17 protein-coding genes are annotated in these 20488 nt (G+C 68.9%); 4 read left to right on the forward strand and 13 right to left on the reverse strand.

Annotated features, from left to right (window positions below; all coding sequences use genetic code 11):
* Window positions 1–251: 251 nt before the first annotated feature.
* The 6 genes from DL990_RS25990 to DL990_RS26015 form a co-directional block, all read right to left on the reverse strand.
* Window positions 252–830 carry a TetR/AcrR family transcriptional regulator gene (locus DL990_RS25990; RefSeq protein WP_125783211.1) on the reverse strand — a complete coding sequence of 193 codons (579 nt, stop codon included), beginning with the start codon at window positions 828–830 and terminating at the stop codon, window positions 252–254.
* Window positions 827–2722, reverse strand: a complete 1896-nt coding sequence (locus tag DL990_RS25995) for a YhgE/Pip domain-containing protein (RefSeq protein WP_125783209.1) — start codon at window positions 2720–2722, stop codon at window positions 827–829. Before DL990_RS25995 ends, DL990_RS25990 begins: the two co-directional genes overlap by 4 nt.
* A complete protein-coding gene (locus DL990_RS26000) occupies window positions 2719–3414 on the reverse strand; it encodes an ABC transporter ATP-binding protein (protein ID WP_125800181.1) in 696 nt (231 codons plus the stop codon). The genes DL990_RS25995 and DL990_RS26000 overlap by 4 nt, the downstream gene beginning before the upstream one ends.
* Window positions 3415–3585: 171 nt before the next feature.
* Window positions 3586–4515: a GNAT family N-acetyltransferase gene (locus DL990_RS26005; protein WP_125783264.1), complete on the reverse strand. Its 930-nt coding sequence runs from the start codon at window positions 4513–4515 to the stop codon at window positions 3586–3588.
* Window positions 4516–4547: 32 nt separating this feature from the next.
* Entirely contained in the window at window positions 4548–5450 is a 903-nt protein-coding gene (locus tag DL990_RS26010) for a GNAT family N-acetyltransferase (RefSeq protein WP_125800182.1), read from the reverse strand.
* The gene (locus DL990_RS26015) at window positions 5447–6298 is read right to left on the reverse strand and encodes a class I SAM-dependent methyltransferase (RefSeq protein WP_125783203.1); all 852 of its coding nucleotides are present in this window, start codon (window positions 6296–6298) and stop codon (window positions 5447–5449) included. Before DL990_RS26015 ends, DL990_RS26010 begins: the two co-directional genes overlap by 4 nt.
* Before the next feature lie 303 nt (window positions 6299–6601).
* On the opposite strand from DL990_RS26015, the gene rpsA reads away from it, so the two are divergent.
* The gene (gene rpsA, locus DL990_RS26020; RefSeq protein WP_125783201.1) at window positions 6602–8110 is read left to right on the forward strand and encodes a 30S ribosomal protein S1; all 1509 of its coding nucleotides are present in this window, start codon (window positions 6602–6604) and stop codon (window positions 8108–8110) included.
* Window positions 8111–8284: 174 nt separating this feature from the next.
* On the opposite strand, the gene DL990_RS26025 is transcribed toward rpsA, so the two are convergent.
* Window positions 8285–8509: a hypothetical protein gene (locus tag DL990_RS26025; RefSeq protein ID WP_125783199.1), complete on the reverse strand. Its 225-nt coding sequence runs from the start codon at window positions 8507–8509 to the stop codon at window positions 8285–8287.
* Window positions 8510–8706: 197 nt separating this feature from the next.
* Between DL990_RS26025 and coaE the strand changes: the two genes are divergently transcribed.
* Window positions 8707–9891 (forward strand): dephospho-CoA kinase, encoded by a 1185-nt coding sequence (coaE, locus tag DL990_RS26030; RefSeq protein WP_125783197.1) that lies wholly within the window; start codon window positions 8707–8709, stop codon window positions 9889–9891.
* A 7-nt stretch (window positions 9892–9898) separates the two neighbouring features.
* On the opposite strand, the gene DL990_RS26035 is transcribed toward coaE, so the two are convergent.
* The 3 genes from DL990_RS26035 to DL990_RS26045 all read right to left on the reverse strand — a co-directional run bounded on the left by DL990_RS26035 (window position 9899) and on the right by DL990_RS26045 (window position 13696).
* The gene (locus DL990_RS26035) at window positions 9899–11419 is read right to left on the reverse strand and encodes a glycosyltransferase family 39 protein (protein WP_125783195.1); all 1521 of its coding nucleotides are present in this window, start codon (window positions 11417–11419) and stop codon (window positions 9899–9901) included.
* Window positions 11420–11508: 89 nt separating this feature from the next.
* The gene (locus DL990_RS26040; RefSeq protein ID WP_125783193.1) at window positions 11509–13041 is read right to left on the reverse strand and encodes a glycosyltransferase family 39 protein; all 1533 of its coding nucleotides are present in this window, start codon (window positions 13039–13041) and stop codon (window positions 11509–11511) included.
* A gap of 139 nt (window positions 13042–13180) precedes the next feature.
* Window positions 13181–13696: a DUF402 domain-containing protein gene (locus DL990_RS26045; protein ID WP_125783191.1), complete on the reverse strand. Its 516-nt coding sequence runs from the start codon at window positions 13694–13696 to the stop codon at window positions 13181–13183.
* 142 nt (window positions 13697–13838) lie between these two features.
* Between DL990_RS26045 and DL990_RS26050 the strand changes: the two genes are divergently transcribed.
* Both DL990_RS26050 and uvrB read left to right on the forward strand, forming a co-directional pair.
* Entirely contained in the window at window positions 13839–15122 is a 1284-nt protein-coding gene (locus DL990_RS26050) for a DUF5685 family protein (RefSeq protein WP_125800183.1), read from the forward strand.
* Window positions 15123–15173: 51 nt separating this feature from the next.
* Window positions 15174–17330, forward strand: coding sequence for an excinuclease ABC subunit UvrB (gene uvrB / locus DL990_RS26055; RefSeq protein ID WP_125800184.1), 2157 nt, complete (start codon window positions 15174–15176; stop codon window positions 17328–17330).
* A gap of 216 nt (window positions 17331–17546) precedes the next feature.
* Here the strand turns inward: uvrB and DL990_RS26060 are convergent, their stop codons facing one another.
* The 3 genes from DL990_RS26060 to DL990_RS26070 all read right to left on the reverse strand — a co-directional run bounded on the left by DL990_RS26060 (window position 17547) and on the right by DL990_RS26070 (window position 20286).
* Window positions 17547–18956, reverse strand: a complete 1410-nt coding sequence (locus tag DL990_RS26060) for a S28 family serine protease (protein WP_125800185.1) — start codon at window positions 18954–18956, stop codon at window positions 17547–17549.
* 90 nt (window positions 18957–19046) lie between these two features.
* Window positions 19047–19817: an enoyl-CoA hydratase/isomerase family protein gene (locus DL990_RS26065; RefSeq protein ID WP_125783182.1), complete on the reverse strand. Its 771-nt coding sequence runs from the start codon at window positions 19815–19817 to the stop codon at window positions 19047–19049.
* A 46-nt stretch (window positions 19818–19863) separates the two neighbouring features.
* Entirely contained in the window at window positions 19864–20286 is a 423-nt protein-coding gene (locus tag DL990_RS26070) for a hypothetical protein (RefSeq protein WP_125783180.1), read from the reverse strand.
* Window positions 20287–20488 lie beyond the last annotated feature (202 nt).

Here is a 20488-nt window from a genome sequence, read left to right on the forward strand (position 1 = left end):
CATGTTTGGCTTACCTCTCAAAGAGAACACGACCTGTATTTGCTTACCTCTGCGGGACCAGCAGCCCGAGAGCTTGACGATGTGGGAATCGGGACGTTCAGTGTCCCGATTCCCACATCATCACGACGTCTTGCCGGTCCCTGATCAAGCTCATGTCACCCCCGGCACGGCCGAGCCACTCACGACCACCTGTACCGAACGGCCACGCGCCTCTGCCGCCCATGGTAACCATCCATAATGGACAGACGACCCTAACGCCCGAGGCCCCGGACCAGCACCATCACCGACTCCCGCACGTCCGCCCGCGTCCGCTTCGGCTGGAACACCTGCCAGTCGAGGGCGACCACCAGCATCGTGCCGAACAAGCCCGCCGCGGCCGTCGGGATCTGGACGCCGTCGGGCAGCCGCCCGGCGGCGTCCAGCCGGTGGAGCTGGTCGCGCACGATCGAGATGATCTCCTCGCGCAGCAACGTCAGTGTCTCGTGCCAGGTCCCTGGCGTGCGCCACATCTCGCTCACCAGGATCTGCGAGAAACCGGGGTATTCGGCGATGAACTCCAGCGCACTGTCCACTTGCGACTCGATCACGTCCATCGGGTCGCCGTCGCCGGTGGCCGCGCGCAGCCGGCTCGCGAGCACGCCGACGCCGTAGCGCAGCAGTGCGTCGACGAGACCGTCTTTGCTGCCGAAGTTGTAGTAGACGGTGCCTTTGGCGACCTTCGCCTCGGCCGCGATGTCGTCCACCGTCAGCCCGACGAGGCCGCGGCTGGCGGACAGCCTCAGCGTCGCCTCGAACAACTTCTGCTTCGTCGCCTCACCCCGGGGACTCACAACGCCAGCTCGGGTTTCAGCGCCGACACCGTCCAGGTGCGCCGTTTCCGCGCCGCCAGCGTCGAAACCAGGATCCCGCCGACGAGATACGCGACCAGGACACCGATGTCACCGAGGATCTCCATCGAGGCGCCACTGTAGAGCAGGTGCCGGAACCCGTCGATCGCGTAACCCATCGGCAGCACGATGTGCAACGGGTACAACGCGTCCGGGATCGTCTGCCACGGGAACGTGCCGCCCGCGCTGACCAGTTGCAGCACCAGCAGCACCAGGCCGAGGAACTTTCCGACGGCACCGAAGAAGGCGTTCAGCGCGTGCACCACGGAGGTGAAGGTGAGCGAGACGAGGATGGCGAACCCGATCGCGCCGAGCGGATGTGCCACGTCGATGCCGACCAGCCAGGTCACCGCGCCGAAGAGCACGATCACCTGCGCGATCCCCAGCAGCGCCGAGGACAGCCAGCCGCCGAGCGCGACCTTGAACGGCGACGCGCCGGCGGTCAGCGCGCGGGTCGAGAGCGGGCGCAGCAACAGGAACAGTACGAACGCGCCGATCCAGGTCGCGAGCGAGATGAAGAACGGGGCGAGACCGGCGCCGTAGGTCCCGGCCGAAGCGACGCCGGAGGAGTTGACCGCCACCGGGTCGGCGATGGTGTTGGCCGTCGCCGCGCGGGTGGGGTCGTCGGGGTTCGGGATCTCCTTGAGCCCGGCGGCGAGTCCGTCACGCAGTTGCACGGCGCCGTCGGCGAGCTGGTTCGTGCCGGTGACCGCGGTCTTCTCGCCGTCGTTCAGCTTCGCGGCGCCGTCCCGGATCTGCGTCGAAGCGTCGGCGGCCTGCGCGATGCCGCTGGTGAGCTGCGGCGTGGCGGAGGCCAGCTGGTGTGCGCCGTCGGACACCTGCCGCGCGCCGGAGGCGAGCTGGATGAGCTGGCTGTTCGCGCCCTGGATCTTCGTGTTCGCCTGGTCGACCGGCGAACGGAGGGTGTCGAGGCGGCTGAGGATCTCCTGCACCTTCGTCTCGGGGAGGCCTGCGCCGCGCAGGTCCTGCGCGAGCTGGGTGCGGTAGCCGTCGAGTTTGGCCTGGATGTCCCCGGAGGCCGTTGCCGCGAGCGAGGCCGCGTCGGCGACCTTCTGGTTCCCGTCGGCGACCTGGCCGGCGCCGTCCGCGAGTTTCTTCGTCTGGGCCGGGAGCTCGGCGGTACTGGATTTCAGGGTGCCGAGCCCGGTCGCCAGCTGGGAACTGCCGGAGGCGAGCTGGGAGGCGCCGTCGGCCAGCTGCTGCTGACCCGATTTGAGCTTGCCCGCGCCGTCCGCGAGCTGCGAAGCGCCTGTCGAGGCTTCTTGGATCTTGCCGTAGATCGTGGAGAAACCGACCAGGAACTTGTCCGCCGCCTCGCTGCCGACCTTCTCCGCGATCGTCTTGCGGACCTGCTCGGCCACCTGTTTCGCGATGGTCCCCGACAGGTAGTTGTTGGCGTCGTTGGTGGTCAGCGTGATGGTCGCCTGCTGGGGCTGGAAGTTGCCCGAGGACAGCAAGGCCGCGGAGAAGTCACGCGGGATGCCGATGGCGAACGAGTAGTTGTCGTCGCGGACGCCCTTGGCGGCCTCCTCGGGGGAGACCTCGTGCCACTGGAACGTGCCGGACTTGACGAGCTCGTCGGTCACTTCGCGGCCGACGTTGCGCTCCGCACCGGCGGAGTCCTTCGAACCGGCGTCCGAGGTGAAGACGGCGGCGGGCAGCTTGTCCAGGCGCGAGTACGGGTCGAAGTTCGCGTAGAGGTAGAAGGACGCGTAGAGCAGCGGCACCAGGACGAGCGCGGCCATGGCGAGTTTCGGCAGGGTGCCGCTGCTCAGCCGGCGCAGCTCGTTGGCGGCGATCCGGACGGGGTTCATTCCTGGTCTCCTGAAGTCTTCGCGGTCTCTTCGGTTTCGTCCGGCTCGGCCTCCGCCTCGGCGGGCGCGCAGCGCACGGGGTCGGGCTGCTCGAGAGCGCCGCAGCGTGCGGGCTTCTCCGGCAGGGCCGAAACCGGGGTGGTGGCGGTCAGCACGATCACGGCGAGGCCGCGCTCGGCGTGCTCGCGGGCGAGCTTCGCCCAGCTGTCGACGTCGCTGGTGTGCCTGTCCGGGGTGTCGAGCACCAGTACGCCGACGCCCTCGCGGCCGGCGGCCAGCGCGGTGAGCAGCCGGGTGCGCATCACCGCTTCGAGGTTCTCGAACCGGGTGGTGGCGAAGGCGGCGGCGTCGTGCTCGGCCAGCCAGCTCGCGACGGCGGCCTTGTTCGCCGGGCGCTTCGCGAGTTCGAGTTCCTCGCCGACGACGATCTGCAGCGACAACGCGCCGTCCGGGTCGCTCACGCCGGGGGAGTCGACGATCGCGACGACCTTCCGCGGGTCGCCGCCCTCGACGGTCACCGTTCCGGTGGCGGGCTTCAGTCTGCCCGCGAGCGCCAGCCCGAAGGCGGTGACGCCGACCCCTGGCTCGCCGTGCACGATCGCCAGCTCACCGCCCGAAACCGTGAGCGAAGTAGGCGACAGCAACGTGCCGTGGGGTCCGGTCACGGACACCCTGTCGGCTTGAACCCGCACGAAGAACTCCCAGGTCGGTGACTCGCGGAACTTAAACTGACTGGTCAGTTCAAAAGTTAGCCCTGACCTGGGAGGGATACAACCGTGGGGGGCCCATGTCACACGCAAGAGTGACGAAACCTCCGCAAACCGGACGACTCGCGCAGCCTTTCGGCTAACCCTGCTTTTCGATCAGCGCAGCGCCGAAGCCGGGTGGACCTCCCAGGACGTCCAAAGTGGACGATAACCCTGCCGGTGCCAGAACACCGAAGAGAGCGGGTTGGTCGGGTTGTAGTAGAGGTACGTGCCGTCCGCGCCGTCGCCTGCGAACTCCCCGTGCACCACGGACATCAGGGCACGGCCGAGCCCGCTCCCGCGTAGGCCGGCCACGGTGACGACGTTGTTGACGTATCCCCAGCGGCCGTGGGGGAGCAGTTCGGCCTCGGCCGACCCCGGTGACGAAATCACCCAGGCGGCGTGCGCGAACGCGGCGACCGTGCCGTCCCGTTCGGCCAGCCACAGCAGCGGGGCGTCCTTGTCGAGCGCGCGTTCCAGTGCGGGGGCGAGCAGCTCGGCGGCGTTCGAGCGGTGCCGGGTGGCGACCTGCCCGATGTAGTCGTGGGTCGACACGGCCATCGCGAGCACGTCGTCGAAGTCTTCGTACCGGGCCCGGCGGACGGTCACCCCGTCGACGGCCGGGTCTTCGCGGCGGTGGCCGGTGCGCACGGCGAGCGCGGACATCGGCACCAGGCCGTGGTCGAGGAAGGCCCGGATCGCCTCGGCGTCCCGGCTCGGCCAGTTGACCACGCACGACGAATCCTCGCCGGGGGATTCGGCGTCCATCCACGTCCGCCACGCGCGCAACAGCACGTCCATGCCCTCGGTGCCGGCGCCGCCGATGAACGGGAACAGCTGCCGCACGTCGGCGGCCGACCAGAGCAGGGGGACGTCGTCCGGACCGTGCAACTGCCGCTGCACCACGCCGGTGACCTGGACGCCCGACGCCGTGGCGGCGTCCACGCGCTCGCCGACGACCGGGGGCGGAGCCGCTTCGGGCAGGAGCCCGTCGATCGCCGCGAACCGGGTGCGGTGCGCGTCGAGCAACTTCTTCTCGATTTCCATCCCGTCCCCAGGGTCGACCGCGCCGGGCACCGCTACCGCAGGGCCGCCGCGGGGCCCGCCGCCCACGTCGTCCACAGTGGACGATAACCCTGCCGGTGCCAGAACACGGGGGAAAGCGGATTGGCCGGATTGTACGAGACGGAGGTACCGCGCAGCGACGGCGAGAACAGCTCGTCGTGCGCGACGGCGGTCAGCGCGCGCCCGATGCCGCGGCCCCGCGCGGCGCCGGTGACCGCGAGCGTCCCGACATAGCCCCACTCGCCCGGCGGTAGCCGCCCGGCGAGCGCGTCACCGGGGATCGGGGAGCGCTTTCCGCTGGTCACCATCCCCACCGTGACCCCTTCCTCCTCGGCGATCCAGACGCGGCCGCCGAACTGCAGGCCGCGCCGGACCTCCTCCGCGAGCAGGGCCTTGGCCCCTGGCCGGACGACACCGTGGCCGACGAACGAGGTGTAGCGAAGTTCTTCGAACCGGAGCTCGACGATCTCCTCCAGGTCGCCGCCCGAGGACTCCCGGACGGTCACGCCGGGCACGGTATGCGCGTCGCCCTTGGCGGGCGCGCGGACGGCCAGTGCCAGCTGCGGCGCGAGCCCGTGGTCGAGAAAAGCACGCATGACGGCGACGTCCCGGCTGGGCCAGGTGACCGTGCACGCCGAATCGGGTTCGGCGTCGGCGAGCGCGATCCGGTCACGCCAGGCGGACAGCAGTGCGCTCATTCCCGCGCCGGCGTCGGCGGGGAGGACCGCCGACAGGATCTGGAGATGCGCCGGACCCCAGAGCCGCTGCCAGGAACCCGCGGCGAACCGTACGTGCGCGATCGTCCCGATGGCACCACCGGCCTCCAGGGGTTCGCCGGGCGGGAGCGGGGGCGGGGGCGGAAGCAGCGGGTCGAGCGCGGCGAACCGCGCCCGTTGCCGCTCCGCCGCCGACTTCATCCCCGCTGGGTGCAGAAGATCGCGGTGCCGGGGAAGAGCTTGCCGCGCAACGGGCTCCACTGTCCCCACGTGCGGGAGTGCCCCTCCGGCCAGGCGGGCTCGATGAGGTCCGTCAGCGCGAAACCGGCGTCGGCGAGCGCGCGGACGTAGTCGCCGATGGTGCGGTGGTACTCGACGTAGGTCGCGACGCCCTCTTCGTCGACCTCGACGTACGGCGTGCGGTCGAAATACGGCTGCGTGACCGTGAGGCCCTGCGGTCCGGGGTCGTCGGGGAAGATCCAGCGCATCGGATGGGTCACCGAGAACACCCAGCGGGTACCCGGCCGGAGCACCCGGTGGACTTCGGCGAACACGACGTCCACCGACGCCACGAACGGGACCGCGCCGAAGGCCGAGCAGGCCGCGTCGAAGCTCGCGTCGGCGAACGGGAGCGACTCCGCCGTCGCCTGCACGAGCGGCACGGGGGTGCCGGTGCGCTCGTTGCCCTCCCTCGCGTGCCGCAGCATGCCCGCCGACAGATCGGTCGCGACCGCCTCGGCGCCCTGCGCGGCGAGCCAGCGCGAACACGCCGCCTGCCCGCAGCCGATCTCGAGGATCCGCTTGCCGCCGACTTCACCCAGAAGTGCCACGTCGGCCTCGCGGACGCCCTCCGGGCACCAGACGAAGTCCGCGTCGCCGAGGAAGCCGCCGTGGGTCGCCTGGTAGTCGTCGGCGTCGGCGTCCCACCACGCCAGGTTCGCGGCCGTCGCCTCGGGAGCGGAAACCGCCCGGTAGGCGACCCCCGCGGTGCCGAGCCGCTCCTCGGCCTCTGCGTGCCGTTCGGGCTCGGTGGCGGACTGCTGGCTCAAACCGATATCCTTTCCCCAGGTCAGGGCTTCGCGGGACAGTTTATCCGCCCGCCGTGATCGTGGGGGCGACCCTGATTGTGCCGTGTACAGGGGGCCGCGTAGGATATCTGTTAGCGCAGTGGGTTCGCGCTACTCTTTCCCCCGGTTCGCTCAGCGTCCGGGTCAGGGGGTCGCGCACCGGATGCGGTGATGCTCGCGGTCGTTCCCTGTGGACGTTTGCTTGTGTGGTCACCTCATGCCGGAGAGCCCATGGTGCACTAACCGCAAACCCACTACTTCCCATCCACCGGAGCAACCCGCCTAATGACGACCGACACCGCCACCGCCCCGACCGCCCCCATTGGGGCCCCGCAGGTCGCAATCAACGACATCGGGTCGGAGGAAGATTTCCTCGCAGCGATCGACAAGACGATCAAGTACTTCAACGATGGCGACATCGTCGAAGGAACCATCGTCAAGGTTGACCGTGACGAGGTCCTGCTCGACATCGGCTACAAGACCGAGGGTGTCATCCCCTCGCGCGAGCTCTCCATCAAGCACGATGTCGACCCGGCTGAGGTTGTCACCGTCGGCGATGAGGTCGAAGCCCTGGTCCTCCAGAAGGAGGACAAGGAAGGCCGTCTGATCCTGTCCAAGAAGCGTGCGCAGTACGAGCGCGCCTGGGGCACGATCGAGGAGCTCAAGGAGAAGGACGAGCCCGTCAAGGGCACCGTCATCGAGGTCGTCAAGGGCGGCCTCATCCTGGACATCGGCCTGCGCGGCTTCCTGCCCGCGTCGCTGGTCGAAATGCGCCGTGTGCGCGACCTGCAGCCGTACGTCGGCCGCGAGCTCGAGGCGAAGATCATCGAGCTGGACAAGAACCGCAACAACGTGGTCCTGTCCCGCCGCGCCTACCTGGAGCAGACCCAGTCCGAGGTGCGCAGCGAGTTCCTCAACGCGCTCGCCAAGGGTCAGGTCCGCAAGGGTGTCGTGTCGTCCATCGTCAACTTCGGTGCCTTCGTGGACCTGGGTGGCGTCGACGGCCTGGTGCACGTCTCCGAGCTGTCCTGGAAGCACATCGACCACCCGTCCGAGGTCGTCGAGGTCGGCCAGGAGGTCACGGTCGAGGTTCTGGACGTCGACATGGACCGCGAGCGCGTCTCGCTGTCGCTGAAGGCGACCCAGGAAGACCCGTGGCGTCAGTTCGCCCGCACCCACGCGATCGGCCAGATCGTGCCGGGCAAGGTCACCAAGCTCGTTCCGTTCGGTGCGTTCGTGCGCGTCGAAGAGGGCATCGAGGGCCTGGTGCACATCTCCGAGCTGGCCGAGCGCCACGTGGAGATCCCGGAGCAGGTCGTCCAGGTCAACGGCGACGTGATGGTCAAGGTCATCGACATCGACCTCGAGCGTCGTCGCATCTCGCTGTCGCTGAAGCAGGCGAACGAGGGCGTCACGCCGGAGACCGAGTTCGACCCCACCCAGTACGGCATGGCCGCCGAGTACGACGCCGAGGGCAACTACATCTACCCCGAAGGCTTCGACCCGGACACCCAGGAGTGGCAGGAAGGCTTCGACAAGCAGCGTGAGGAGTGGGAGCGTCAGTACGCCGAGGCTCACACCCGCTACGAGGCTCACATGAAGCAGGTCGTCAAGGCCGCCGAGGCCGACGCCGAGGCCGCTGCGGACGCCGCGACCGGTGTCACCTCTTCCTCGAGCGACTCGGGCGAGCAGAGCTACACCTCCGCTCCGGCCGAGGCCAAGAGCGGTGGCACGCTCGCCAGCGACGAGCAGCTCGCGGCTCTCCGCGAGAAGCTCTCGGGCGGCGCTGCCTGATCCAGGCGCTCAGCCAGTAGCTGACAGACAGCGGCCCCGGTCCTCCACGGACCGGGGCCGCTGTCTTACGCAATTCGGCACCTGGTTGCGATCCTTGCGCGCGCAAGGATCGCAACCAGGTGCCGAATTGCGGAAAAGATCAGCGCAAGTAGGTGACTGGTTGCGCGAGGGAAATCAGGAGGTGGCGGGCCGGACGGCCGGCACCCAGATGCGGTCGAGCGCGGCGGCGCGAGCCCTGCGACGGAGTCCGGCGAAGCTGTGCTTGGCAGGAACGAGGAGCGCGCTCAGCCACGTGCGCCGATATTCGGCGAGGGCCTCGGCCACGGGACGATGGAGGACACAGTGCACCAGTCCCGGCGTTCCGAGCCGGTGCCGCCCGACGTGCTTGCCGTCTGCCATCTTTCCTCCGTGTGGGCTACCTTCGCCGCGCACGGTACGCAATCAGGCTCCTGAAGCGGCGTAACCGCCCGGCGTGTCACCCATAAAGGTCGTGTAACGCGTCACTATGAACTTGCGTTTTGCATCCGGCTGTGCGCGGTGTGGCCGTTCCGTGACCCTGAGCGGTCGGTCCCGACCGCGCCACTAGGCTGACCGGCATGCTGCGTGTGGGCCTGACCGGCGGGATCGGCGCCGGAAAATCGACGGTGGCGAACCGGCTTTCCGAGCACGGCGCCGTCCTCATCGATTCCGACAAGATCGCCAGGGAAGTGGTCGAGCCGGGGACGCCGGGGCTGGCCGAGCTCGTCGAGGCGTTCGGGGAGGACATCCTCGCCTCCGACGGTTCGCTGGATCGGGCAGCGCTCGCCGCCAAGGCGTTCGCCGACGAGGAGTCCCGCAAGCGGCTGAACTCGATCGTCCATCCGAGGGTCGGCGCCAGGACCGCGGAGTTGATGGCGGCCGCGGCGCCGGACGCGATCATCGTCCACGACATCCCGCTGCTGGTCGAAGGCGGGCTCGCGCCGATGTACCACCTCGTCGTCATGGTCGACGCGCCGGAGGAGGTCCGCGTCCGCCGTCTGGTCGAGGCGCGGGGAATGGCCGAGACCGACGCGCGTGCCCGGATCAAGGCGCAGGCGACGACCGATCAGCGCCGGGCCGTGGCCGACGTCTGGTTCGACAACAGCGGAGCGCCCGACATCGTGCTCGCCGACGTCGACGCGTTGTGGGCGGACAGGCTGACCCCGTTCGAGGCGAACGTGCGGCTCCGCAAGCCGCGTGCGCCGATGTCGCCGAAGATCGCGCCGTACGACGAGACCTGGCCGGTGCAGGCCGAGCGGGCGCTCGCGCGAATCCGCGTGGTGACGGGTGACGACGCCGTGCGGGTCGATCACATCGGTTCGACCTCCGTGCCGGGGCTGCCCGCCAAGGACATCCTCGACCTCCAGCTGACGGTGTCCACTTTGGACAAGGCCGACGAGCTGGCCGAACGGCTGTCCGACGCCGGGTTCCCGCGTGCGGAAGGCGAATGGTTCGACGACGCGCACGGCGAAGAGGGGACTTGGCCGAAGCGGTTCCACTTCGGCGGCGATCCGCGCCGCCCGGTCAACCTGCACGTCCGCTCCCAGGAGACACCGGCTTGGCGGCTCGCGCTGCTGTTCCCGGAATGGCTGCGGCGGAACCCGGACGAGCGCGATGCCTACGCCGCGGTCAAGAACGCCATGGCCGCGAAGCACGCCGGCGACGGCACTGTCGAGCAATACACCGACGAGAAGCAGTTCTGGGTCGACGCGGCCTTCACTCGGGCCGACGCCTGGGCCGAGTCGACCGGCTGGACCCCGTAAAGCCTGGTCAGACCCGGAATTCCCGCAGGCCCGGCCACGCCGTCGCCCAGGCTTCGGTGTGACCGGTGACCAGCCAGATCGGCATCCCGCGGCTCACGTTGCGGACGCCGGCCGCGTTGTCCACACGGGCGACGATGCGGGCGTCGGTGAACGAACGCAGCAGCCGCGCCGGATCGGGCCCGACGAACAGGACGCTGTCCGCGGTCTCCGGCGGGTGCCCGAAGTACCAGAAACCCCGGCTGGGGCTGTACACGGTGGGCAGCCCGTAGTCGGCGCCGTATCTATCCAGCGCGCCGGCCTGCCAGTACCCGGCCGTGACGAGTGTGGTGCGCTCCCGCTGTTCCGGCGGGAGCCGGTGATAGGCGTCCGCGACCGAACGGGCGAGATCCGGCCAGCCGATCTCCTCCAGCGCGTACGCCGGGCGCGGTACGTCCCGGCCTTCCGCGAGCCAGGCGGCGGGCCACACCGGCAACGCGTAGGGGAGGGTGTACAGCGCGGAAAGCAGGAACACCGGCCAGGTCGGGACCCAGCGGAACCATCGGGACGGCTTCAACTGTCCGAAATGGACGGCCGCACCCGCCCAGAGGACGCCGAACATGCCCGCCGCGTAGTAGTACCGGCCGTTGGACAGGATGAAGAGCGCGATCACGCCGACGGCGGTCCAGCCGAGGAACCGGAACTCGCGCATCCTCGCCGAGAACAGCAGGACCCAAAGTCCATAAAGGACGCCGACGACACCGATGCCGAGCCCGGCGCCGGTCAGCAGGGCGGGCAGGAAGCCGGCGCGGCCGCTCCAGCCGCCGGTGGTCTCGTGGGCGATGACGTCGCCCATCTCCAGTTGCGGCCAGTCGTTCGCGGCCTGCCACCAGAGGGTGGGCACGAGGGAGAGCGCGGCGATACCCGCCCCGATCCAGAGTTTGGGCCTGCGCAAGAGATCCCGCGGTCCGAAGACCAGGATCGCGATCCCGGCGGCGACCCAGAATGTCGCGACGAGGAGCTTGACGTTGAGCGCGACGGCGGTCGCCACGCCCAGCCACAGCAACAAATTGTCGTCGCGCGTCCGCATCCACCGCACGAGCAGCCACACGATGAGCGCCCACAGGGCCGGGTCGATCGTCGAGGTGGCCAGGTAGTGCCCGCTGCCGAGGAACTGTCCGCAGATCGCGTACGCGGCGGCGGCGCGGGTCTGAGCCCGGCGGTCCCCGCCCATCTCGTAGGCGATGAGCCCGGTGAACACCACACCGGCGGCTGTCGCGAGGACGGCGGGGAGCCGGAAGACGAAGACGTTGCCCGGTGCGAGCGAATCCATCGCCAGCGCCAGGAACGGGAGCACCGGCGGCTGGTCGGCGTATCCCCAGGCCAGCCTCTTGCCGGCGGAGAGGAAGTACAGTTCGTCGCCGAAGTAGCCGTACCGCCACGCCGTCGCCAGCAGGGCCGCCGCGGCCGCGGCGGCGAGCAACGCCACCGGGAGCCGGGCGAACGCCGCGCCGGACACGGTCGGTGTTTCGGCCGCGTGGGCGGCTTCCATCCATTCCTCGCAGATCCCTCGGGTGCCGGTCCTCTCGCACCTTACGTGCCAACCACGTGGCGCGTCGGTCGTGAGAGGACCGGCGAGGCTCAGAAGCCCCAGTCCGCGAGCTTCGGCCATACCGTGTCCCAGGGCCCGTTCCGGCCGGTGGCCAGCCAGATCTTCATGCCCTGACTCACGTTCCGGACCCCGGCCCGGTTGTCGAGCGCGCCGACCTCGCGCACTCGCGTGAAGTACGGCACAAGTCCCGAAGGGTCGTTTCCGACGAACAGGATGTCGCGTGCCGATTCCGGCGGCCTCGGCAGCGTCACGTAGCCGCGGTTCGGACTCGACGGCGACGGAAGCCCGAGCTCCGGTCCATAGTGGTCGATCGCACTGGCCTGCCAGTACCTCGCCGCGATGATGCCCGTATGGGGTGGATCGGGAACGGCCCGGTGCGCCTGTGCCACCGACTCCGTGATCTCCCGCCAGCCGATCTCCTCGTCGGCGAAGATCGGCCGCACCCACTCCGGGGCGGTCGCCATGGCCGACCGCGGGAGGATCGGAAGCGCCTGTGGGATCGCGATCACCGCCGCCACCAGATACACCGGCCAGGTGGCGATCCAGCGCCAGTACTTCGACGCCCGGCCCGCTTCGATCTCCACCGCCGCGGCGGCGAACAGCGGGGCGAACATCCCCGCCGCGTAGTAGTAACGGCCGTTCGCCAGCAGGAACACCGCGAGCACGCCGAGCGTCGTCCACCCCAGGAACCGGTACGGCCGCAGGCGTTCGGATCGCAGCAGCCTCCACAGCCCGTAGCAGACCAGGACCATCCCGATCGGCACGCCCGCGCTCGTCACCAAGGTCGGGACGAACGTGGCCCGCCCGCCCCAGCCTGCCGAGACCTCTCGGGAGATCGCCGCGCCCATCGTCAGCTGTGGCCAGCCGTTGGCCGCCTGCCAGACGAGGGTGGGCGCGATCATCGCGGCGGCGATCAGCGCGCCGAGCCAGAGCGCCGGACGGCGGAGGAGATCGCGGGGACCGAACGCCACCGCGGCGACCAGCACGACGACCCAGAACGCCCCGATGAGGAACTTCGTGTTGAGCGCGAATCCGGTCACGACGCCGCTCCAGATCAGGAGCCCGTCCGCGCGGATCCGTACCCATCGGACGAGCAGCCAGAGCAGCAGCGTCCACAGGAACGGGTCGATCGTGCTGGTCGCCAGGTAGTGCCCGGTGCCGAGCATCTGGAGGGACACCGCGAAGGCCGCCGCCGCGATCATCTGTGCCTTGCGGCCGCCGCCGAGTTCCCTGGCGATCAAGGCGGTGAGCACGACGCCGGCGACCATCGCCAGCATCGCCGGGATCCGCAGGACGAACGGCGAATCGGCGCCGAACGTGTCCATCAGTCGCGCCAGGAGCGGCAACAACGGCGGCTGGTCGGCATACCCCCAGTCCAGATGCCGGCCGGCCGCCAGGAAATACAGTTCGTCGCCGAAGTAGCCGTAGCGACCGGCCGTCGCCGCGAGTACCACCCCCATCGCCCCTGCGATCGCCAGCACCGGTGCCCTCGCGAACGGCGCGACTTCCGCGCGTTCCCGCTCACCGGACCGTTTCCGGAGTCCCTCGGTCTCGATGACCACGGGTATCCGCCCCCTCTCGATCGGTTTCACCCGTGATCGAGAGTTCCGTGTGGGCGGCTTCCCGGGAATCCGTCGGCCGGTCGGGATCCGCTCACCGAAGGGATGAGGCGGAATCAATCGAACGATGGATGACGGCCGGTCAGTGCCGTCGCCAGCCGAGCGCGATGTCCTTTGTGGACAGCCAGCCACGCAGGTCGTGGCCGTGGGTGGCCAGCCCGTCGACCGTCGTGTGACTGACCCCGAGCGCGCGTTCGCCGTCGGCGGGGGAGAGCAGCCCGCCGGTGACCGCGGCGAGGAGTTCGTCGGTGTCGATCACCTGGACGGATTTCTTGTCCCGCAGGACGAGGTCCAGATAGAGATCGGTGGCGACCCAGACGCCGTCCTCACGGCGGACGTCGACGACGTCGAGATAGAAGTCCTGATCGCGTTCGTGGCCGGGGTTGAACCAGAAATCGGTGATCCGGAGGCCGAGTTCCGGCAGCAGCCAGGACTCGATGTAGTGGAACTGCCGTCGCCCCGGGGCAGGCCGCGCCATGTAAAGGCCGAAGGGCTCCTCGCGGTATTCGTCGACGTCCCTCACGACGCCCTTCGGATCGGTGTTGGTCTTCGCGGCCGGGTCGAAGTACTCGACCTTGGGCGGGTGCAGCGAGGTCATGCGCCCATCTTGGAAGGCGCGGACGCCCGCGAACACCGCCCAACCGGGTGGACGATCACGGTTTCGCGGTTCCGGGGGAGTAGCGCCGCACGGCCGGATAAGGTGCGCTGGTTCCGCCATAAGGGTGAGTGGGAGTCAAAGTATGTTCGGGATCATCAGGCCGTGTCGCCACCGGCTTTCCGCGGGTCTGCACGCGGACTGGCTCGCCCACCTGTGCGGCCTTTGCCTGGCGCTGCGCGACGAACACGGACAACTCGCCCGAATGGTGACGAATTACGACGGCTTGATCATCTCGGCGCTCGTCGAAGCCCAGTCGCCGCGTGCGGAGGGACGGCGTGACGCCGGCCCTTGCCCGCTTCGCGCGATGAAGGGGACGTCGGTCGCGAAGGGCGGCGGAGCCCAGCTCGCGGCGGCGGTCTCCCTGGTGCTGGCGTCGGCCAAGATCAGTGACCACGTCGAGGATCGTGACGGTGCCTTCGCGCGGCGTTCCGTCGCTCTCGCCGCGAGGCGGGTCGCGACGCGATGGGCGGATCAGGGGAGCCGCACGGGCATCCGGGTCGGTTTCGACACGGCGGTCCTGACCGAGGCCGTCGACCGGCAGGGCGAGATCGAAAACGCCGTCCGCCTCGGCGATTCGGCCGTCCTCGCCACCGAACCCGCCGAACTGGCGACGGCCGCCGCGTTCGCCCACACCGCCGTGCTGGCGGGCCGTCCGGAGAACGCCGGGCCACTGGCCGAGGCCGGACGCCTGTTCGGCAGGGCCGCGCATCTGCTCGACGCCGTCGAGGACCTCGCCGAGGACGAGGCCGCCGGCGCGTGGAACCCGCTGACGGCCACCGGGACCGGGCTCGCCGAGGCGCGGCGGCTCTGCGACGACGCCGTGCTCGGCGTCGAACTCGCCCTTCGCGAGGTGAGGTTCGATCAGCCCAAGCTGGTGCACGCGCTGCTGGTCCACGAACTGCGGCAGGCGGTGCGACGCGCTTTCGGGCACAACCTCACCGGCCACGGCCACGGTCCGCAGCAGCCGCCGCCGGGCTGGATCGGGCCCGGCCCCCAGCCGCAGCAGCATCCCCACCAGCCCTACCCGCCGCAGCAGTACCCGCAGGGCGGCTACCAGCCGCCGCCCCCGCCGCCGGGCGCTCCCGGTGGCGGAGGCCCGCCGCAGGAACCGCCGAAGAAGAAACGGAAGCACGGCGGCGCGCCGACCGACGGTCAGGGCGGTTGCTGCTGGACGCCGAAGTTCCGGGTGCCCGCTCAGCCGAGGGGGTTCTTCTTCGGTTGCGCGGTGGCGACCTACATGTGCTGTTCGTGCCAGTTCTGCTGCCGGGACCCGTTCCCCGGGGCGTGGAGCGGGAAGCCACACGAGGCCTGGTGCAACAACTGTGACGGTTGTGACTGCTGTAACTGCTGTGACTGTTCCTGCTGATCCGACCAGGCGAAACGGAAACTGTCGGACCCAGCGCCTACTCTTGAGGACGTGGCTTTCGCAACCGAACACCCCGTACTCGCCCACTCGGACCACCGGCCTGTCACCGACATCCCCCGGACCGGCGGCCGGTTCGAGGTCGTCAGTGACTACAAGCCCGCCGGTGACCAGCCGGCGGCGATCGACGAGCTCGAACGCCGGGTCAACACGGGCGAGAAGGACATCGTGCTGCTCGGCGCCACGGGTACCGGCAAATCGGCGACGACGGCCTGGCTGATCGAGCGCGTCCAGCGTCCGACGCTGGTGATGGCGCCGAACAAGACGCTGGCAGCGCAGCTGGCGAACGAGCTGAGGGAGTTGTTCCCGCACAACGCGGTCGAATACTTCGTCAGCTATTACGACTACTACCAGCCCGAGGCGTATATCGCGCAGACGGACACCTACATCGAGAAGGACTCGTCGATCAACGACGACGTCGAGCGGCTGCGGCACTCGGCGACGATGAACCTGTTGTCGCGGCGCGACGTCATCGTGGTGGCGAGTGTCTCGTGCATCTACGGCCTCGGCACGCCCCAGTCGTATCTGGACCGGTCTTCGAAGCTGAAGGTCGGCGAGCAGCTCGACCGGGACGTCTTCCTCCGCGCGCTGGTGGACGTGCAGTACACCCGCAACGACATCGCCTTCGCGCGCGGGACCTTCCGCGCCCGCGGCGACACGGTCGAGATCATCCCGGCGTACGAGGAGCTGGCGATCCGCGTCGAGTTCTTCGGCGACGAGATCGAGAAGCTGTACTACCTGCACCCGCTCACCGGCGACATCGTGAAAGAGGTCGACGAGGTCCGCATCTTCCCGGCCACGCACTACGTCGCGGGTCCGGAGCGGATGGAGAAGGCCATCCACGGCATCGAAGCCGAGCTGGAGCAGCGGCTGGCCGAGCTGGAGAAGCAGGGCAAGCTGCTCGAGGCCCAGCGGCTGCGGATGCGCACCGCGTACGACATCGAGATGATGCGCCAGGTCGGCTTCTGCTCCGGGATCGAGAACTACTCGCGGCATATCGACGGCCGCGGTGCGGGGACCGCGCCCGCCACCCTGATCGACTACTTCCCGGACGACTTCCTGCTGGTCATCGACGAGTCGCACCAGACCGTCCCGCAGATCGGCGGCATGTACGAAGGCGACATGTCGCGGAAGCGGAACCTGGTCGAGTTCGGGTTCCGGCTGCCCAGCGCGGTCGACAACCGGCCGCTGACCTGGGAGGAGTTCAGCGACCGGATCGGGCAGACGGTGTACCTGTCGGCGACGCCGGGGCCGTACGAGATGGGGCAGGCCGGTGGCGAGTTCGTCGAGCAGGTCATCCGGCCCACCGGCCTGATCGACCCGAAGGTGGTCGTGAAGCCCACCGAAGGCCAGATCGACGACCTGGTGCACGAGATCCGCGACCGGGCGGAGAAGGACGAGCGCGTCCTGGTCACCACGCTCACCAAGAAGATGTCCGAGGACCTCACCGACTACCTGCTCGAGCTGGGGATCCGGGTGCGGTACCTGCACTCCGAGGTCGACACGTTGCGCCGGATCGAGCTGCTGCGGCAGCTGCGCGCGGGCGATTACGACGTACTGGTCGGCATCAACCTGCTCCGTGAGGGTCTCGACCTGCCCGAGGTCTCGCTGGTCGCGATCCTCGACGCGGACAAGGAGGGCTTCCTCCGCAGTGGCACGTCGCTGATCCAGACGATCGGCCGCGCGGCGCGAAACGTGTCGGGCGAGGTGCACATGTACGCGGACAAGATCACCGACTCGATGCGGCACGCCATCGACGAGACCGATCGCCGCCGGGCCAAGCAGGTCGCCTACAACGAGGAGCGCGGTGTCGATCCGCAGCCGCTGCGGAAGAAGATCGCCGACATCCTGGACCGCGTCTACAGCGAAGCCGAGGACACGGAATCCGTCGCCGTCGGCGGCTCGGGCCGGAACTCCTCACGCGGCAAGAAGCCCGAGCAGGGCGATCGCGTGCGCAGCTCCGGGATGCTCGCCGACAAGAACGTCGCCGGGATGCCGCGCGCCGAACTGGCCGACCTCATCCAGCAGATGACCGACCAGATGATGCAGGCCGCGCGCGACCTGCAGTTCGAACTGGCGGCCCGGCTGCGTGACGAGGTCTCCGACCTCAAGAAGGAACTGCGCGGAATGGACGCGGCCGGCATCAAGTAGCCGCACGGCCTCGTGAGTGGCTCGGTACCGGAGTTTTCTTGTCCCGCTTGAGGTACATGAAGGACCCCTTCCTTGCGCCTGGCGCAGTGAAGGGGTCCTTCATGTACTGGGGACGGAGGCCTTCACGGACCGAGCCTGGCACCAACCGCAGCCGGAACCACGTAGGTACCTAAGCCACCCTTGGCTCTAACCGCCTTTGCCACTCACGACGGCCGGTCAGAGGCGGCGGCGTTCCAGCATGGTGAGGTCGGCGTCGAAGTCCGGGAAGCCGTCAGGCACCGAACGGGTGGTCACGCCGGGCGAAACCGGAGGCAGCCCGGCCCAGCGCCGTACGGTGTTCGTCGCCTCGGCGGCCTGAGCCGTGGGAAGCTGCGAGATCCGGGCGCCGTGGTTCCCGCCCTGCACCGTGTAGCTGTAGGAGTCCTTCGTGCCGAAGCCGAGCCGGAACGGTTCGGCGCCCCACGGGTCGTTCCCGCCGTAGACGAACATCAGCCGCTTCCCCTGCGACTTCACCCAGAAGTCGATGTCCGGCATCGCCAGGTGGTCGAACCGCGGGATGTCGACGGACTTCGGCACGAACGTCCGCGACACGTTGGCGCCCGGGTAGCGCAGCAGATCCCGGAGATAGCCCTCATAGGACTCGGGGGCGCCGAGCTGGTAGGAAGCCTGGAAGTAGTAGGGGACATAGATTTCGAGGTTCTGGTCGGAGTAGGTGTTGAGACTCTCGACGCGTTCGAACCAGGCGTAGACCTCGGCCGCCGGAGATCCGGCCTTCGGGATCGTCGCGCAGTCCGCCTGCTTCTGGTACTGCCAGAAGGCGAAGTACGAGTCGATCACCGAGATCTCCAGCGACACATCGGCCGAGCCGACGGTCTTGAACGTGTAGCCGTTCTTGGCCGCGTCGGCGGCGGCGAGTGCCGCGAACTCCGAACGCCGCGTCAGCACGTCGCGCTGGATCGCCTTCAGCGCCGAACGGCAGGCCGGATCGTCGCCGACGCCTGCCAGGAACCGGTTGTAGCGATCGTGCGAGTTGATGACGTCGTTGGGCGCGACGTACGGGATCGTCGCGTCGACGTCGTCCGGGAAAAACCTACGGAAGTAGGTCGCCGTCATGCCGCCCTTGCTGCCGCCGGTGGCGAGCCACTTGCCCGGATAGATCCGCTTGAACGCCTCGACGGCGCGGTGCTGGTCGGCGGCGGCCTGCCAGATCGTCAGCTGCTTGCCCCAGTCCGGATGTTCCGGCCGCGAGGGGGTGAAGAAGCGGTATTCCATCGACAGCTGGTTGCCGTCGACGAGCTGTGTCGGCTCCGAGCGGTTGGGCGATTGCGAGACGTTGTACCCGCTCGTGTACACCACGGTGGGCGAGCGGAATTCCTTGTGCAGCAAGGTGAATCGCTGCTGGAAGCTGCCGCGGTCCGGCCTGCGGTGGTCGACCGGCTGGGTGTAGGTGAGTTTGAAGAACCGGTACCCGGTCGGCGCCGGATTCTCCGAGACGACGGTCAGGCCGGGGATCCGGTCCAACGCGTCTCTGACGTCCTCGGGTGCCGCCTGCGCGGCCGGGGTGAGCCCGGCCAGTGCGAGAACGGTGATCGCCAGAACCGACCACGCGGCCGTGAGCTTCCGCATCCATGCCCTCCCCATCGGGACCTGTTGAGCGGTCGGATACTCACAGAGTCGCCGCCGGTGGGCAATCGCCTATCCGGTCGAGCCTGAAGATCAGGCCCGGCCGCCGAGCACCCGGTCCACGTAGGCCTTGATGGCCGCGAGCGCCTCGGGGGAACTCCACAGTTCGAGGACGTGGGCGTCGTCGCCGGTGCGGTGTTCGGCGATCCGCTCGTGGAACGGCCGGTGCAGTTGCGCCTTCGTGTGCGCGTACGCGGCCGCGGGGATCTCGGCGAGCTTCTTGGCCACCTCCACCGCCCGCTCGACGACGTTCTCGGGGGTGGTCACCTCGTTCACCAGGCCGAGCCGGAGCGCGTCTTCGGGAAGGTGGGTTTCGCCGAGGAACGCGAGTTCGGCGAGGACGTCCGCGCCGAACCCGGAGCGCAGGATCTCCAGCGCCGCCAACGGGAACGGCACACCGACGAGCAGTTCGGTGATCCCGACCCGGCTCGGACCGTCGGCGAGGATCCGGCGGTCGCAGGCGGCGGCGAGTACCGCCCCGCCGGCGATCGCGTGGCCGTTGACGGCCGCGACCACCGGGCCGGGGAAGCCGAACACCGAGAGGAACGCGTCCGACAGCGCGGGCAGGAAGTCTTCGAGGTAGCCCGCGCCGCCGTCGTGCACCCGCCGCAGGTCGACCCCCGCCGAGAAGATGCCGCCGGTACCGGTCAAGACGACACCGCGATATCCGCCGAGCTGGACGTCTTCGAGCCGGACGGTCAGTTCCTGGCAGAACTCGGTGTCGAGGGTGTTCGCCTTGCCGTGCCGCAGGGTGACGACGGCGATCCCGCCTTCGTCGTCCACTTGGATCGAGGAGGTGGCCATGGGCCGACCGTACCGGAGCAGGAGGAGACCTACAGTGGACCCGTTCTCAGTCCGCGAGGCGGACGGTGATCGTCGGGCTGTAGGACCGCTTGCGGTTCCAGCCGGTCTCGGCGCCGATGCTCAGCTGGATGGCCCGGTCGGCGGGCGCCCAGTAGCCGGTGCGGACGAAGTACGCGTCCATCGCGCAGAGCCTGCTGCTGGACTTGCGGTTGCAGATGGTCTCCCAGCCCCACTGCCTGCCGCTCTCCTCGACGCCGTTGCGGCGCACGAACAGATGCGGGTTGCCGATGTCGCGGCAGTAGGCGCTGCCCTCGGAGATGTAGAGGACGCCGTCGATCTTGTAGAACCGCTTGTTGTCGAGGAGTGTCACCTGACCCGAGACGGCGAAGCCGACCCGGCCGCCCTTGCCGGAGCTCATCGTCCAATCAAGAGAGAATTCCTGGACCGGGATCTCGATCGACTGGGTCATGGCGTGAGTCCCCGCTTTCTTCTCGCGTCGGCACCTTTCACTGAAGATAAGGATTTCCCGGAGGTCTCCGAAGATGAAAGCGAGGTTTTCACCCAATGAGTCGATGATCGGAAAATCGATGTTCTCATGCGCATGAAACACCGGTTACCGGCGCTAATGGGTGAAGGTCGCCACGGCCAGTGAAAACCGGGGCCCACCTGGG

Origin of the sequence: Amycolatopsis sp. WAC 01416, from assembly GCF_003947485.1 — a bacterium.
Taxonomy (GTDB): Bacteria; Actinomycetota; Actinomycetes; order Mycobacteriales; family Pseudonocardiaceae; genus Amycolatopsis.